We start from the raw sequence: 16,245 nt of genomic DNA on the forward strand, positions 1-16,245 counted from the left end.
TTCCAAACAAAAGGGGGATTCCTAGGCGACGCAAGAACCTGCCTTTAGGATTTAAACTATGGAGAAAATCACCCAGTCGTTACAAAATTATAAACTTACGAAGGAAGTAAGGAACCTTATTAAAAACATGGAGCCTTATTTGCGCACTAAGAATGACTTATCTTTGCTTTTCAAAAACCTGTATCTGCACGAGCTGATAGGTGAAAACGAGTATATCGCTTTCCAAACCAAATTCATGTTGAATGATTTTACAGGAATAATGGAACGAAAATTCAAAGATCTTTCATGCAGCATTTATTTATATGATGAAAAAGATCAGAAATTATGGAACGGTGCAACTAGTACGATTAATCCCGCCTATAATGAATACACAAATGGGTTAAAAGTGAGCAATGATATTGCTGAAGGCGATGATCTACCACTTTACGTAAAAAATGCGATTGCAATCCCAAATTTGGATCGAGGCGAAGATATTATTTCCCTTAACCACAAAAAGGACTTGATAAGAAGCGGATATAATGCTTTTTGCCTCGTACCACTTGAGCACAATGGAATACAAATCGGGCACACCGCCTTATTATCCAAGCACGTCCGGAATTTCTCCATGAAGGAAATAACTTTAGTATCGGAATATAATACATTAATAGAAGGAAAATTGGCAGAAATAAAGAATTTATTATTGACTAAACTGAAAGATGCTTCTAGTCTTTAATAATGTCATGCTAAAAGGTGATTGAATGATCGGATATGGAGAAAGACTGCGAGCGCTGAGAAAGGAAAACCAATTGACCCTTGAAAGCGCGGCAAGGATCGTCGGGGTTGCAAAATCAACATATGCAGGGTATGAAACTGAGTTCAGAAAACCGTCTCTTGATAAAATTAGTTTGTTTGCTGATTTTTATCACGTATCAGTTGATTATTTATTGTGTTTAACAGACCAACAAGGCACTGAAGAGGACCAAAGCCACAACGCTAAAACCTTTCTGTCAAAGGGAGATTTGCATTGGGATGGGGTGCCTTTAAGTGAAGAGGAACTTCATTATATCCGAGATTTCTTAGAAACGATTGCTGAGAAAAAATCCAAACAAAAGTCGGACAAGAAATTTGGGTAAACTCCAGGGGACTAATAGCTTAGTCCCCTTTTCACATGCTATTTACCACATCACTTTAAATCCCTGCACCATTTCGGTTTTACCACTAATAATTCAGATTGTTGATACAGGTTTTTCCATTAGATGTTAATCAATAAAAAAACGATAATCATTGTAACTAAAAAGAAAAGGAGTGCATCGTGCCCCCCTTTCTACTATCCTGTAAGTCTATTAGTTATTTCATACCAAGTTTTTTCTTAGTGGTACTCCCAACGATTCCATCAGCCTTTAGCTTGTTGGCTTTTTGAAACTTCTTAACAGCCGCTTCAGTTGCAGGACCGAATACCCCGTCGATTCCCTTCGTGCTATAGCCCTTTTTTGTTAAGATGGATTGCAGCTGCTTAACCTCAGGACCCTTCATTCCTTTTTTCAGAATTGAGCTTGGTGCAGCTGAAACAGGGGCAGTACCGCCTTTTCCCTTCAGACCATAGGATGCTGCAATCGAATCAAAGGATTTTTTAGAAGTAGTAATTACGACTGGTGTATTTACTTCCACTTTGGAGAATAGCCATTCCACCTCATTATCATACATGCGGATGCAGCCCCCGCTGACATAGCCGCCAATCGAGGAGGGATTATTATTGCCATGAATGGCATAAGTCGTTCCCCATGTGCCCCTTGCATTCAGACCTAGCCATCTGTTACCCAGTGGATTTCTAGGATCACCGCCAGGTATATTCGCGCTGTAATAAGGCCGGTTCTTTATTTTGTTAACAACCTTGAACTTGCCCTCTGGTGTATATGAAGCCTTTCGCCCGGTACCGACCTTAAAGGTCTTTACAAGTTTATTATTATCATAGTATGCCAGTTTGTTAGTGGCTTTATTGATAATAATGAATTCATCCGGCCCCGCTGCCAATGCTGGTGCCTCAAAAAGTACAATCGAAAACAACAGCATTAGGCTAATCATGATTTTTTTCATTTCCCAATCCCCCTTCATTCACACGACATTTTATCCTATGCAGTTATAAGTAAATATGGTGTAAGAATGAGTGCATTAAAGTAAACAAATTTCTGCATATGATAAAACGTAATCACCTTAATAGACTTTTATTCGTAATAATTGTTACATGAAATTAACTAAATTAGAAAAAATTTCATTCTTCTTTTTCTGACAAAACCTGCCAATTTATTGAAGGGTTTACGCATATTGTGGTGAAAGTTTTAATACACTGGTTGAAGGATGTTAGATGTGTGGAGGATTGGGTTTAATAGAACTTCTAATTAAAGCAGGCAAAGCATACCCTGCCAGCAAAGATTAGTGCATACAAAAAAGGAGTGTCCCTTGCGTAATCCGGGACACTCCTTTCCTTATTAATCGAACAAGAAAGCACTCAACTACACAGCGTACAGAGGGTAGACATCAGATTCAAAAATTGAAACGTCATCAATACACCATTGAGTACATTTCACCTACTTATAGTCCTGAAACGTTACCAATACATGTTATTGGGTACATTTCACTTGCCTCTAGAAACCGAAACGTTTCCAATACACGGTATTGGGTACATTTCACGTGCCTCTAGAAACCGAAACGTTTCCAATACACGGTATTGGGCACATTTCACTTGCCTCTAGAACCCAAAACGTTTCCAATACACGGTATTGGGCACATTCACTTGCTTCTAGAACCCAAAACGTTTCCAATACACGGTATTGGGCACATTCACTTGCTTCTAGAACCCAAAACGTTTCCAATACACGGTATTGGGTACTTTCACTTGGTTATCCAAATCTTTAACGAAAACCAAATTTTTAAAAAATCAAACTGCTTTTTGTGAAGCGTGAAGTCTCCAATACAGTCCTCGGCGCTGAAGGAGTTCCTCATGAGTTCCTTCTTCAGCTATGCGGCCCTTATCAATGAACAGAATTTTTGTTGCATTTTTGATCGTTGAGAGCCTATGGGCAATGATGAAAGATGTCCGCCCATACAAAAGCGTTTCCAGCCCTTTTTGCAACGCAAGTTCGGTTTCCGTATCGATGGAAGATGTTGCTTCATCAAGAATCAAGATCCTTGGGTCGGCCAGCAGCGCCCTAGCAAATGAAATCAGCTGCCTTTGCCCGGTTGATAGTCTGGTACCTCGCTCATTTACTTCAGTATTATATCCATCCTTTAGTGAACTGATAAACTCGTGCGCCTGCACTGCTTTGGCTGCTTCGATGACTTCCTCGTCTGTTGCATCCAGCCGCCCGTAGCGAATATTGTCCATAATAGTCCCTGAGAAAATGAAAGGGTCCTGGAGCATGACCCCCATCTGCCTGCGCAGCGACTGAATGGTTACCCCTCTGCTATCGATTCCATCAATCTCAACCTTCCCATCGGTGCTTTCATAGAAACGGCTTAACAAACTAACGATTGTCGTTTTTCCTGAACCAGTCGCCCCCACAAGCGCAATAGTATCACCGGGTTCAGCCGTAAAACTGACATTGTCCAGGACACGTCCTCCCTCATCATATGCAAAAGTAACATTCTTAAATGAAACATGACCTTTAACTTCCGGAAGCTCCTTCGCGCCCGGAGCATCCACCACCGAGGGTTTTTCATCCATCGTTTCAAAAATTCGTTCCAAATAAGCCATGGCGTTAATAATTGCATTATAGAAGTTTCCTATATTCGCAAGCGGTGTCCAAAACATCCAAATGTAACCGACAAATGCAATCAGAGACCCAACAGTGACTCCGTCTCCGATCATTGAAACCCCGGCAATATAGATGAATGACACGGTCAGCACCGAGATATTTTCAATCGCAGGCCACAAAAGGAAGTGAATTTTAATCGCCTTCATCCATGATGTCCGGTAGTTTCCCGAGACTCCGCTAAAAATCTGTTTGTTTTCATTTTCCCTTGAGAAAGCCTGGGTCACCTTAATACCGCTGATGCTTTCATGAATATAGGCATTCATATTGGATTGTTTGTTGCTGACACTTTGCCATGCTTTCCTCTGGGCATTTTTCAAAAGAAGAATCACACCAGCAAGAACTGGAAAGCCGGCCAGCGCATACAGTGTCAGCTGCGGGTCGATTGAAATCATGAACCCTACAATCACAATCAGGCTGAACAAATCGGTAATAACATTGATGATGCCGTTCGAAAGCAAATCACTCAGCGAATTAACATAGTTGACAACCCTGACAAGAATTTTGCCATGCGGCCTGCTATCATAAAAAGAAAAGGACAGATTTTGCAAATGGGTAAATAAATCCCGTCTAATGTCGCGGATGATGCTCTGTCCGGTCTGGGTCATAATCCTGATCCGGAATTTCATGCATATTCCGGTCACCACAAGCGCTAGCAGGTAGATGCCTGAAAGAAGATATAAACCTGGAATATCCCCGGATGGAATTTTATCATCGATTGCCATTTTTACAAGATAAGGCCCCACAAGATTGGCGGTACTTGCAATCAGCATAATCAGGACAGCTAAAAGCAGTTTTGTTTTATACGGTTTGACAAAAACCATCAACCGTTTAAAGTGGGCCAGCTGGAATGGAGATTCCAATTCCTCATCCACATCGAACTTATTCCGCGCCATACTGATACACCACCTCCCTGTCGCCTTCAACGGCTTCAAGGCCGCCATGCTGGTTTACGTACACTTGATGGTAATACCCATTAGCCCACAGTAATTCTTCATGGGTACCCCGCTCTATAATCCTGCCTTTTTCCATCACAAGAATTAAATCAGCATCCTTAACCGATGAGATTCGGTGAGCAATAATAAAACACGTTTTTCCCACCAAAATCTTCTTCAGCGTTTCCTGGATACGCAGCTCGGTCTCCATATCAACTGCGGATGTTGTATCGTCGAGAACCAATATTGAAGGATTCTTTAAAATTGCCCTGGCCAAGGCAATCCGCTGTTTCTGGCCGCCCGACAATCCGACACCCCGCTCGCCGACAATCGTGTCATAGCCTTCCGGGAGCTCTTCAATGAATTCATGAGCCTCGGCTATCCTTGCTGCCTCCTTGACTGCTTCAAACGGGGCATCCGGATTACCATAGGCGATATTGCCTTCAATCGTATCCGAGAATAGGAAAATATCCTGCATGACCATTGCCATCCGTTCACGGAGCTTATGAATATCCCATTTTCTCACATCTAGCCCGTCGACCTTAACCTCACCGCTGTCGGCATCATAAAAACGATGCAGTAAATTTACAAGTGTCGACTTTCCCGATCCGGTTGCACCAATAATCCCGACCGTCTGTCCGGGCTCAGCCTTAAAGGTCACGTCCGAAAGCACATCTTCATCTCCATAGCTGAATGAAACATGGTTGAATTCGACAAAGCCTTTAACCTGCTCTTCCCTGCCTTTCATCGCGTTTACGATTTTCGCAGGAGTCTTAAGAAGCTCCTCAACCTTTTTAGCAGAAGCAATAAATCGCTGAACGTCGTTAATCAGCCAGCCTGCCATCCGCATCGGATTGTTCAAAGCCCATATTAAACCGTTGAACGTGGCCAGCTCACCAAGGGTTAAAGAATCATTAATAACCATAATTCCACCAACAAGAATCATGACGACGGTGAATACACCGGCAAGCGAGTCCAGCACAGGCAGAAATTTCTCCCAGACTTTTGCAGATGTAAGGTTCTTTTCCTTGTAGCCTTCGTTTTCAACGGTAAACTTTTCGATTTCATAGGGTTCTTTTGCAAATGCCTTTACAACCCTATTACCGCTTATATTTTCCTGAACCACTGAATTCAATTTGGCAAACTGTCCTCGGATTTCCGAGAATGTCGGCCCAACCGCATAGGTCAGCCTGTAGGCAAAGAAGCCGATCACCGGGGTAATTGCGAGCATCGCCAATGCAAGCTGCGGATGAATAGTGAACATGAAGATGATCGCAAACAAGAGAATCGCTGCATTTTCAAAAATCATATAAATCGACCAGGCGGTGAATGCCCTGACCATTTCCATATCCCCGGTCATTCTTGCCATAATATCGCCGGTCTTCGTTTTGTCGTAAAAATAAAAATCGAGCAGGTTCAGCCTATCGTACAGGTTGTTCCTGATCGTATATACAACATTTTGCGAAATCCGTTCAAAAACCAATTGATACGTATATCGGATCAAGGTCTTTAGAATAGTGGCCCCAATCATGATGGCGATGAGTGAGAAAAGCAAATTCCTTTCATTGCCAATGATGACGTTATCGATGATTCGCCCCGCAATGTATGGATTGACCAAATTCAGGCCTGTAACCAGAACAGCCATTACCAGGCCAAGACTGAATCTAACTTTAAACTCCCTAAGATACCCCCAAATCCAGCGAATGCTATGCATATCTTTTCCTCCCCCTTTAAGCACTCCGTGAACTAAGAAAAGCGCAAGCGCCTTCGTGACAGGCAAAAACCGCCTCGCGACAGGCAAAGTGCGCCTGTCTCTGCGATGTTAATTCGAAGATGCTTTCCTTTGTGTCCCTGCGATGATTATTCTCAGAAGCTTTCCTTTGTGCCCGGCGCCGTATGACCTCCTCGAAAAAGCTATCGCTTTTTCTTCGTGCGATGCCTATCCTTCCGAAGCATTCCTTGTGGAGTCTCTCCAACTGAGATAAAGGAAACACGAAGAGCGAAAGCGCATTCGTGCTTGACTTATCGTAGGGCGGAGAGCGAAGGACACTAGGCGATAGGCGCTGGAGCTAGACAATAAAAAAACCCCTACTCACCCCTTATATGAACGTTATGTATGTAATATTACGGAATTCGAAAGAAAAATTCCGTGTCATCCATTCTACTATAGGCTAAAGGGAAATACTAGAAGAAAATTCCACATTTGTATTCTATTTTGTTAAGACGTACTGAGACTGGGGGACTTAAATTTTAATCAACAAAAAAACGCCCGCCTTCCAAAGGGAAGAACGGGCGTTACATTTTCGCGATTATAGATAGATTAATTATCGGCGGCACCTACGTCTAGCTCTAGCGCCTATCACCTAGCAAACTTCAGGTCTCCTCCCTACGATAAGTCATCATCGAATCGCTGTCGCTCTTCGTGATTCCTTTATCTCAGTCGAAACCCCTCCATTTTGTACGGTGATGAGCAAGGCGCTTCCGCTTTTGTCCTTAACGGATACCTTTCATATAACTTTGAATCTTCGGAGCGATAATGAATAGCAAGATCCCAAGAAGAATAGACGCTCCACCAATAAGACCAAAATAAGAAGTTTCGTTTTCAGGTGAATAGAATTTAACCAACTGCGCATTTAGTGCCTGTGCGCCTGAACTTGATAAGAACCAAAGGCTCATTGTCTGTGCAGAGAATGCTGCTGGTGCCAGTTTTGTAGTAGCTGACAAACCGACTGGAGAAAGCAGTAATTCACCGATAACAACGATGAAATAGCTCAGCACAAGCCACAACGGATTAACCAGTGATTCAGTACCAGTCAGGTAACCTGGCAGCAGAATGACCAGGAAGGACATTCCGGCAAACAATAGCGCCAAGGAAAACTTTTGCGGAATGGTAGGCTGGCGTTTGCCAAGCTTCACCCACATCCAGGCAAATACCGGCGCAAGGAAAATAATAAATAATGGGTTTAGCGACTGGAACCATGCTGGTGAAATTTCAAGTCCAGCAAAGTTTAAGTCAGTACGCTTATCCGCATAACTTGCAAGAATCGTTGACCCCTGCTCCTGGATAGCCCAGAACATTACCGAAGCAATGAACAGCGGGATGTATGCAAGCAAACGTGAACGTTCGTCGGAATTTGTTTTAGGGCTGCGGTACATAACAATAAAATAAATAGTTGGGATAAGTAGTGCGAGAATACTTACAATATCTACAAAGCGAACAATTGTTAAGCTGCCTGTTTGAACTCCAATAAGAACGATTGCTAATAGGACGGCTGCACCAATCCCGATATAAGTATAAACTTTTTTCTTTTCTTCAGGCAGAAGCGGATTCGGTACGATTGTACCTGCAAGGCCAAGGTTCTTCTTCTTTGTGAAATAAAATTGAAGAAGACCGAAGAACATACCTACTGCTGCTACACTAAAACCAAGGTGGAAGCTGGTTTTCATAAAGTGGCCTGTAATAAGCGGAGCTAGGAAACCACCCATGTTAATACCCATATAGAAGATACTGAAGCCAGCATCACGGCGATCATCAGTTTCCGAGTACAAGTCACCTACCACCGACGATACGTTAGGTTTCAATAAACCAGTACCAAGGATAATAAGTACCATGGAAACATAGAACAATTCGACACTACCCGGAATTGCCAAGGCAATGTGACCAAACATAATCAAAATACCACCATAGAAAATGGCTTTTGATGTACCAAATACTCGGTCAGCCAGCCAGCCACCGATAATACCCGACATATAAACAAGGGCACCATAGATGGACATAATCGCTAGTGCAGTTTTTTCTGGAAGGCCTAAGCCGCCTTGGGAAGTTTCATAGTAAATGTAGAAAACGAGGATTGCCCTCATGCCATAATATGAGAAACGCTCCCAGAATTCTGTGAAGAAAAGTGTAAACAAGCCTTTTGGATGTCCAAAGAAGCCTGTTTGCGGAACACTGTCCACAATTTTCTGTTTATTATAGTTTGACATCTTCTTTCTCCTCCTCATATTACCCAATAATACTTTTTTACTATAGAGGTTGTCAAAACATCTTTTTGGTAATAATCTGATTTTGATGGAAAAAAGCTGATATTTCAGGCTTCTTAATTAAAAAGAAAGTTTTTTGAAAATAATAATTATATTGATAAGATTCTCTCAACTTTGAATCTTCAGTAACTATCATCCGTATCTATAGTCAATATTTTATAAAAATTCTACTCCCTTCCGAGAGCTGTAGCGTCAAGGATAGTTTCGAGAAGTTCTGATCCTTTCAAAGAATTGATACTACCCAGTAAGTTGTATTTTCTAGAAGTTTTGGCCTCTCTTTAGAGCAAGAACGTCGAGTAAATCATACTTTCTAGAAGTTTTGACTTCTTCAGAAGGCCATATAACCCTGCTAGATTTTCCCTAAGGATATGACTGTTAAACCTTAAAAAGGAACTTTCTGGATTATCATCTTGATTTACTCTGATAATTCTTGATTGCTCCCCTCTTCTTCTTATTTTTTATACTTTATAGTATAATTATTACAAATTTAACCTCAAGCAGCTGATTCACAGGGAGTTGGGAGGCAAATCATGCATTTGAAAGAGGCCAGAAAATCAACAAAAGACAGGATTCTGGAGCTTTTGAAAAAGGAAGCATCCATGACAGTTGCACATTTAACCGGACAGTTGAATATTACTCATATGGCTGTCCGGAAGCATCTGAACGGACTTGAAAGCGATGGCCTTATCCAGTCTCAAGATTTTAAGCAGCCAATGGGCAGACCCCTGCAGATTTATACACTGACAACTAAAGGCGAAAGTCTGTTTCCAAAAAACTATGAGGGAATAACGCTTGAATTTCTTCAAGATATACAAGCCATGTATGGAGAGAACGCCGTAGAGGATCTTTTTAAAAAACGGGAAGAAAGGCTGACTCGCGAATACTTGGTAAGGCTTGCAGATAAATCGAATCCTGAAAAGATTCGTGAACTTGTTTCCATTCAAAACGAGAAGGGCTATATGGCTGCCGGTGTACAGGTTGATGAACATACCTATGAATTGTTTGAATACAATTGCCCGATCCTGGCAGTTGCAAATCAGCACAAGGAAGCTTGCCGATGCGAAACAAGAATGCTCCGGAATGCTCTCAACACTGAGGATATCCAAAGAGTTAGCTGCAAAACCGAATCCGACGACCACTGCAAATTCAGGATAAAATTTCATTAACAAAAGCGGAGGCGCCTTCGTGACAGGCATACCCCGCCTGTCCCTGCGGTGATTATTCTCAGAAGCTTTCCTTTGTGGTCATCGCCGTACAAAATGGAGGGACTTCGACTGAGATAAAGGAATCACGAAGAGCGACAGCGATTCGATGATGACTTATTGTAGGAAGGAGACCTGAAGTTTGCGCACGCGTAGGCGCTGGAGCTAGACGTTGACAAACTCGATAAGAAGCTGTCCATAGTTGCGTATATTAAGCTTTGATATAAAAGTAAAAAAACCACTTTCAGACGATGCTGAAGGTGGTTTTTTGCTTATTGGTACTTATTTTGCTGCAGCGTAAAGCTTGTTCACTTCATCCCAGTTAATGACATTGAAGAATGAAGCGATGTAATCCGGGCGTTTGTTCTGGTACTTCAAGTAGTAAGCGTGCTCCCACACATCAAGGCCAAGGATTGGCTTTTTGCCTTCCATCACAGGGCTGTCCTGGTTAGGAGTGCTTGTAACAGCCAGTTGACCATTATCAACAACAAGCCATGCCCAGCCGGAACCGAAACGAGTCGTCGCAGCTTTTGTGAATTCAGCTTTGAAATTATCATAGCTGCCGAACGCCGAGTTGATAGCTTCAGCTACTTCACCTGTTGGCGCACCGCCGCCGTTTGGAGAAAGAAGTGTCCAGAACAGGCTATGGTTCGCATGGCCGCCGCCGTTGTTACGTACTGCTGTGCGAATATTTTCTGGTACCGCATCAAGGTTTGCAATCAAATCTTCAACTGATTTGCCTGCAAGCTCTTCGTTTCCTTCAAGCGCGGCATTTAAATTATTTACGTATGTAGCATGATGGCGATCGTGGTGGATTTCCATTGTTAGCGCATCAAAATGTGGTTCAAGGGCATCGTTTGCATAGGGCAATGCCGGTAATTCAAATTTAGCCATTATCCAATTCCTCCTATAAGTATATATATTGCATACGATTTTATTATAAAATTGAGGTTATACTTTTTCAACTAAAAAGTATAAAAAGATAATCGGATTTACTATTTAGCAAACACCAATTTCTCCAGAATGGTCATTGCATCTTTTTGCAATATGGTCTGAAGATAATGATTTACCTTGCTATGATACATACTCAGATGTTGATTGTCCTTAAAAAAGACTTTCAGCTGTTCGTCTATTGACAAATGATCATGTTTAGATAAATTCAATTCATATATTAAGCCTAACTTTTTTAGAATATTCAAATTGATTTCTTCCTGTCCGGGCAATGCATGATAATTGAAGATAGGTTTTCTTTTAACGATGCATTCGCTAATGGTCACTCCACCGGGTTTTGTAAGGATTGCATCTGCCCTCTCATATAAAGCATTCATTTCTTGTCTGCAGGAAATATAGTCAGTCGGTACGATATTGTTATTATTAAGCTCTTTAATTTTCTGGAAGAGAGCTTTATTTTTGCCACAAAGAATTAAATAATTGACGCTTGGCTCATTTCCTATTTTTAATATAAGGTCCTCTATCGCTCCTACCCCAAGATTCCCTCCTGTAACAAGTACTGTCAATGGTTTGATAGGGTAATCTTGTGCGAAAGGACCGTTTCGCGAAATTTCATGATGGACCGGAATACCGGTTAGGTAGATGCGGTCTTCCATAACCCCTTTTTCGACCAAGTATTTTTTTGTCTCCTGGGTGGGAACAAAGTGAAAGTCAATATGTGCCTTGCCCCACACTTTATGAATAAAAAAATCGGTGTAAACATTGATTACAGGTGTCGATAAATCCCCGCCAGCTTTTAAATGATTCAGCAAATATGAAGGCAGGCCGTGGGTGCAAACAATCAAGTCTGGTTTTTTTTCTTCTAGGAGCCTTTTCATGGCATTGAGAAAAATCATTTCGTATATCCAGAATCGTTTTTCTTTTTCAAGATTCTTGTATACATTCCAGTGGTAAACAGTGCTATAAATTCGAGGGAAACGCTTAATCCACCCAAGATAAAAGGAAGAAATGACAGTTTCTGCCTTTCCAAGGCTATAGGAAAGGATATCCACTACTTCACAGTGAACAGATGGATGCTTCAATTGGATTCCGTCAATTAAAGCTTTGGCAACCTGGTGATGCCCTGAAGGGATTTGCAGGAATGGCAAAAACAATATTTTTTTGCTGCTAGATGCCTTTTCCAAAACCTCACCTCTAGTAAATTTCACATTTAGTTCCATCAATTCCCTTGGTCCTTATGCCCTTATCCGCTGTATAATCAAGGACGGAGGTGAACCTCATGAATATGATTTTTATTACAGCTATATTTTTCTTGTTATTTTGGGTTATTTATCGGGCATACATGAATACAAGGAACGTCGTTATTAATAAAATTCAAATCGGCGGCCATTCGAACCCCGATTCTCCTTTGACTATCTTGCAATTATCCGACCTTCATCTTGAAAATATCTCAATTTCTCCAAAGCAGTTATATGACCAACTGGCAGGAGAGGAAATAGATTTAATTGCGCTAACCGGCGACTTTTTGGATCGCCAACGAACAATTGATAAGCTAGGTCCCTATTTAAAAGCATTAGACAAATTAAACGCAAAATACGGTATGTTTGCTGTATTTGGAAACCACGATTATGTTCTTCGCGGCGAAAACTTTCAGCGTTTAAGGGACACCTTGAGGGAGAATGGCGTTACTGTCCTTCAAAATGAAAGCAAAATTATCTCTATTAATGGGAAACTAGTTAACATCATTGGCATTGATGACTTCAGTACCGGCCGGAGTAATTTGAAGGAATCATATTCTCAAATTAATCAGAGTCTCTCAACTATTGTTCTGACTCATGACCCCAATATTGTCCTTCATATGAAGGAGTATCAATATGATTATTTAATGGCTGGCCATTTCCATGGCGGACAAATTTGTTATCCTAAGGCCTATCATCTTGTAAAAATGGGCAAGCTTGTACGAATGAACATGATTAAAGGACTACACCACCATGATGGGAAACCTTTTTATATCAATGAAGGACTTGGCCAAACTGGTGTGAACATCCGTGTTGGCAGCCGCCCCGAAATAACTTTTCACTATATTTCCTTTCCATCTGCTGCTATTGAAGAGCATGCCGCTGTTTAATCGACTGTCAACGATTGTTGACAGTCTTTTTTATTTGCCATTTAATCATAGGTTTTGTAAAGCTTGTACAGTTTATCCTTTGACATGAGTAAATAGCCAGGAGGAGACTTTTTAAGCATTTTTTTAAGCGAAAAGCTGCTAGATGACAAAAAGGAAATTGGCAAAAAGGTCATCCACTTAAACCATTTATATAAAGGATGTGAGATGGAAGAAATCTCGAACCCCAACCGTTCACTGCCGGTACATAAAGTTGTAATACCTACGATTCCTTTGATTTCTCCTGAACGCTCATGATTGTATATATACGTTTGGACCCCCGGCAAGGATTTTTCAACAAGCTTGTAAATTTTCTTCACCCTTTTTATATCGCTTTCGATTTGATAAAGTTCTTTTAACAGCCTGACATTATGTAAGTGGATTTTGACCATCAAATCATTCTTTTTAATTAGAACTCCATCTGAAAGGATCAAATCCCTGCCTTTATACTTTGTTAATCTGACTCGGAAAATATTTTCACTGATCAACTCATCTGATACATAGGTCAGCCTCGTAAACGTGTAATACAGAGGATCCAATACAGTCCACATCGAAATAATATATTGTTTCATCTTCAATATCCCCTAATAATAAGATTCATTCTAATCTTTGGTAAAGTCATTCCTCCCTGTCGGCATATCGTACGGTTCCCATAAACGGAAGATGGTCTGAGATTTCCCTTTTACTTGTTACCACTCCACAACTAACAGCTTCCAGGTACTGATTGATAAAAATGTAATCCAGCCTCCTGAAAGGCCTTCTAGACGGAAAAGTATTTCCCCCAGAAAGGCGTGAATGAACATCCGCCCATACGTCTGTAAGCTGCTCAGTTACAGCCTTCCACGTCCTTGAAAAAGGGGTCATGTTCCAATCCCCCATCACAAGCGCAGGCCCCTCTGCAGCACTGACTTTTTGAAGAATAAAGGAAGATTGCTTTTTATGCTGAAAAAGGGCAAGGCTTAAATGCGTAACGAAAACCTTTAATCCCTGGTTTCCGGTATCCACTTCTACCTCAAGAAGCGCCCGGTCTTCAGTGACTTTTGGTAAAAAGTCAAACGGGTGGTTCTTCGTATCAATAATTGGGAATCGAGTAAGCAGCGCGTTACCAAACTGCCTCGCTTCCTCCCTGTCCATAGCTTCCATCGTTACAGCCGGCCCAAATATGTGTTCATAATTCAATTCCTTTGCCAAAAATCGCGCTTGGTCCTCAAAATCACTCCTTTTGGAAAAGAAACGGTCAACTTCATTGAGACCGATAATGTCTGCATCCAGACTTTTTAATAGTTGGGCGATCCGCATCAAATCGAGCTTTTTATCGACACCGATGCCATGATGAATATTGAAAGTCAAAACCTTAAAATCCACGCTGCACCTTCCTGGTTAAATGTTATTCCCCTCTATATCTTTTCACTTAGATGGAGGATTATTATTCCCATTCAATAATTTGTTGAAGGAATTGATTACCTTTTTAAAATTTTGTCCGTTTGTTTTAAGCGATTGAGAAACATATTAAGAAAAAGCAGGAAATAGGTGAAGGCTATGCAAACTGTTGGAAACGGCGGGGAACATCCTGCTAAACCAATTATCATGATTATCGTCGATACATTGATGGATGAGCCTCTGAGGGAAGCTATGCAAACTGGAATGGCTCCTGCAATGAAGTTTTTGGCGGAAAAGGGTAACTATTATCCCAATCTTGTTGCTCCATTTCCGACCATGTCGGTAAATGTGGATACAACTCTTCTGACAGGTACATACTGCCATGAACACAAGATTCCCGGCTTGGTCTGGTTCTGCAAGAAGGAAAATAGATTGGTTAATTACGGAACCCACTATCGAGAGCTCCTCAAACTCGGTCTGGGCCAGGCAGTAGAAGATTTGTTATTCAATATGAATGAAGCGCATATTAGCAAAAAAGTGACTACAATCCATGAGGATCTGGAAAAGAAGGGGTTGGAATCTGCCTCTATCAACGCCCTCGTTTTTCGCGGGCCCGTTCTTCAAACATTCGATATTCCCCGCTTCGCAAAGGCAATTGCAAAAATTAAAACGAATCAGATACATGCTCCTAGGTATTTTTCATATGGAAGGTTTGCAAAGCTTTCACCATCAAACCGGAACCAGCATTTTTGGCAGAAGGGTGGCGTAAACGACTTATCCTCTGTCCAGCAGCTAGAACATTTAATTAAATCTAAACACCTCCCCTCTTTTTCACTAGTCTATCTGCCAGACCTTGACCAGCGAATTCACAAAAACGGAAGGATGGATTTAAAGGGAATTAAAAACGCAGATAAACAAATACAGAAGTTACTGGATTTATACGGCGATTGGAATAGGGCTTTGGAGGAAAATGTCTGGGTTGCGATGGGTGACAATGGCCAGGCATGGGTACACCCGAAGCGTTCCCAGGCAGTCGTTGATCTAAAAAAGGCTTTACATTCTTTTAAAATTATGGGGCTAAGAAAAGGCCTTACACCTTCTGATCAAGTTATCCTTGCAGTGAACGACAGGATGGCCTACGTATATTCAAACAATCTTGAATCGTTACCCCTTGAGATGCTTGCTCAGGAATTGCACAATGAAAAAAGAATCGATATCATAGCCTGGAAACATGGTGGTGATATTATGGTGAAATCAACACAGTGTGAAGGGGAATTAAGGTTCAGGCCAAATGGAGATTACCAGGATGAATACGGCCAGAGCTGGCAACTTAAAGGGGAACCATCAATTTTGAATTTAAAATTGGAATCCGGTTTCATTTCTTACGGAAACTATCCAGATGCCTTGGCAAGGCTATATAGCTCCCTATATTCTCACGAGGGGGACTTCCTAGTGGTCAGCGCAATGCCAGGGTACGAACTTGCAGGGGAAGGGTCACCCTTACACTTGGGAGGAGCAGGTCACGGCGGCTTGCATAAACAGGATAGCATCGTTCCAATGATTATTGCCGGGACAGATTCTTCCCCGGATAAAATGCGAATTGTCGACCTTAAGAAATGGCTGCTTACTCTCATTTAATAATGAGAAAATACTCTTCTTGGTACCAGATTGAGAAAAACTACAAAAACCCCAATTTTAAAAAATGCTGTGCCATAGTGCGTTGACTACTTACGCGCTCATGGTACGGCATTTATGTTTTTACAACCTTGATCTTATATTAAAAA

13 protein-coding genes are annotated in these 16,245 nt (G+C 41.5%); 5 read left to right on the forward strand and 8 right to left on the reverse strand.

What is annotated here, in order from left to right; translation table 11 throughout:
- The first annotated feature begins 58 nt into the window (after positions 1-58).
- Both TY16_RS09535 and TY16_RS09540 read left to right on the forward strand, forming a co-directional pair.
- On the forward strand, positions 59-712 hold the full coding sequence (locus TY16_RS09535; protein ID WP_043931646.1) for a hypothetical protein: 654 nt from the start codon (positions 59-61) through the stop codon (positions 710-712).
- A 25-nt stretch (positions 713-737) separates the two neighbouring features.
- Positions 738-1,112: a helix-turn-helix domain-containing protein gene (locus TY16_RS09540; protein ID WP_043931647.1), complete on the forward strand. Its 375-nt coding sequence runs from the start codon at positions 738-740 to the stop codon at positions 1,110-1,112.
- A gap of 214 nt (positions 1,113-1,326) precedes the next feature.
- On the opposite strand, the gene TY16_RS09545 is transcribed toward TY16_RS09540, so the two are convergent.
- The 4 genes from TY16_RS09545 to TY16_RS09560 all read right to left on the reverse strand — a co-directional run bounded on the left by TY16_RS09545 (position 1,327) and on the right by TY16_RS09560 (position 8,707).
- Complete coding sequence (locus tag TY16_RS09545; RefSeq protein ID WP_043931648.1) at positions 1,327-2,073, reverse strand: L,D-transpeptidase family protein; 747 nt, start codon at positions 2,071-2,073, stop codon at positions 1,327-1,329.
- A gap of 841 nt (positions 2,074-2,914) precedes the next feature.
- On the reverse strand, positions 2,915-4,684 hold the full coding sequence (locus TY16_RS09550; protein WP_043931649.1) for an ABC transporter ATP-binding protein: 1,770 nt from the start codon (positions 4,682-4,684) through the stop codon (positions 2,915-2,917).
- Positions 4,671-6,437 carry an ABC transporter ATP-binding protein gene (locus TY16_RS09555; protein WP_043931650.1) on the reverse strand — a complete coding sequence of 589 codons (1,767 nt, stop codon included), beginning with the start codon at positions 6,435-6,437 and terminating at the stop codon, positions 4,671-4,673. Before TY16_RS09555 ends, TY16_RS09550 begins: the two co-directional genes overlap by 14 nt.
- 779 nt (positions 6,438-7,216) lie before the next feature.
- Entirely contained in the window at positions 7,217-8,707 is a 1,491-nt protein-coding gene (locus TY16_RS09560) for a peptide MFS transporter (protein WP_043931651.1), read from the reverse strand.
- A 587-nt stretch (positions 8,708-9,294) separates the two neighbouring features.
- Here TY16_RS09560 and TY16_RS09565 point away from each other — a divergent pair.
- Positions 9,295-9,930 (forward strand): helix-turn-helix transcriptional regulator, encoded by a 636-nt coding sequence (locus tag TY16_RS09565; RefSeq protein WP_043931652.1) that lies wholly within the window; start codon positions 9,295-9,297, stop codon positions 9,928-9,930.
- Positions 9,931-10,248: 318 nt separating this feature from the next.
- On the opposite strand, the gene TY16_RS09570 is transcribed toward TY16_RS09565, so the two are convergent.
- Together TY16_RS09570 and TY16_RS09575 are read right to left on the reverse strand one after the other, a co-directional pair.
- The gene (locus tag TY16_RS09570) at positions 10,249-10,860 is read right to left on the reverse strand and encodes a superoxide dismutase (protein ID WP_043931653.1); all 612 of its coding nucleotides are present in this window, start codon (positions 10,858-10,860) and stop codon (positions 10,249-10,251) included.
- A gap of 101 nt (positions 10,861-10,961) precedes the next feature.
- The gene (locus tag TY16_RS09575; protein ID WP_043931655.1) at positions 10,962-12,101 is read right to left on the reverse strand and encodes an MGDG synthase family glycosyltransferase; all 1,140 of its coding nucleotides are present in this window, start codon (positions 12,099-12,101) and stop codon (positions 10,962-10,964) included.
- A 95-nt stretch (positions 12,102-12,196) separates the two neighbouring features.
- Between TY16_RS09575 and TY16_RS09580 the strand changes: the two genes are divergently transcribed.
- Positions 12,197-13,045: a metallophosphoesterase gene (locus TY16_RS09580; protein WP_197028378.1), complete on the forward strand. Its 849-nt coding sequence runs from the start codon at positions 12,197-12,199 to the stop codon at positions 13,043-13,045.
- Positions 13,046-13,086: 41 nt separating this feature from the next.
- Here the strand turns inward: TY16_RS09580 and TY16_RS09585 are convergent, their stop codons facing one another.
- Together TY16_RS09585 and TY16_RS09590 are read right to left on the reverse strand one after the other, a co-directional pair.
- Positions 13,087-13,653: a YkoP family protein gene (locus tag TY16_RS09585; protein ID WP_043931656.1), complete on the reverse strand. Its 567-nt coding sequence runs from the start codon at positions 13,651-13,653 to the stop codon at positions 13,087-13,089.
- Positions 13,654-13,699: 46 nt separating this feature from the next.
- Positions 13,700-14,446: an endonuclease/exonuclease/phosphatase family protein gene (locus tag TY16_RS09590; RefSeq protein ID WP_043931657.1), complete on the reverse strand. Its 747-nt coding sequence runs from the start codon at positions 14,444-14,446 to the stop codon at positions 13,700-13,702.
- A 174-nt stretch (positions 14,447-14,620) separates the two neighbouring features.
- On the opposite strand from TY16_RS09590, the gene TY16_RS09595 reads away from it, so the two are divergent.
- The gene (locus TY16_RS09595) at positions 14,621-16,099 is read left to right on the forward strand and encodes an alkaline phosphatase family protein (RefSeq protein ID WP_043931659.1); all 1,479 of its coding nucleotides are present in this window, start codon (positions 14,621-14,623) and stop codon (positions 16,097-16,099) included.
- Positions 16,100-16,245: the final 146 nt, after the last annotated feature.

The organism is Bacillus sp. EB01 (assembly GCF_000613125.1).
Taxonomy (GTDB): domain Bacteria; phylum Bacillota; class Bacilli; order Bacillales; family Cytobacillaceae; genus Bacillus_D.

Excerpts from the sequence above, each read along its gene's own strand:
- TY16_RS09535 (WP_043931646.1), top strand. The coding sequence starts at position 59 with ATGGAGAAAATCACCCAGTCGTTACAAAATTATAAACTTACGAAGGAA.
- TY16_RS09540 (WP_043931647.1), top strand. The coding sequence starts at position 738 with ATGATCGGATATGGAGAAAGACTGCGAGCGCTGAGAAAGGAAAACCAA.
- TY16_RS09545 (WP_043931648.1), bottom strand. The coding sequence starts at position 2,073 with ATGAAAAAAATCATGATTAGCCTAATGCTGTTGTTTTCGATTGTACTT.
- TY16_RS09550 (WP_043931649.1), bottom strand. The coding sequence starts at position 4,684 with ATGGCGCGGAATAAGTTCGATGTGGATGAGGAATTGGAATCTCCATTC.
- TY16_RS09555 (WP_043931650.1), bottom strand. The coding sequence starts at position 6,437 with ATGCATAGCATTCGCTGGATTTGGGGGTATCTTAGGGAGTTTAAAGTT.
- TY16_RS09560 (WP_043931651.1), bottom strand. The coding sequence starts at position 8,707 with ATGTCAAACTATAATAAACAGAAAATTGTGGACAGTGTTCCGCAAACA.
- TY16_RS09565 (WP_043931652.1), top strand. The coding sequence starts at position 9,295 with ATGCATTTGAAAGAGGCCAGAAAATCAACAAAAGACAGGATTCTGGAG.
- TY16_RS09570 (WP_043931653.1), bottom strand. The coding sequence starts at position 10,860 with ATGGCTAAATTTGAATTACCGGCATTGCCCTATGCAAACGATGCCCTT.
- TY16_RS09580 (WP_197028378.1), top strand. The coding sequence starts at position 12,197 with ATGAATATGATTTTTATTACAGCTATATTTTTCTTGTTATTTTGGGTT.
- TY16_RS09585 (WP_043931656.1), bottom strand. The coding sequence starts at position 13,653 with ATGAAACAATATATTATTTCGATGTGGACTGTATTGGATCCTCTGTAT.
- TY16_RS09595 (WP_043931659.1), top strand. The coding sequence starts at position 14,621 with ATGCAAACTGTTGGAAACGGCGGGGAACATCCTGCTAAACCAATTATC.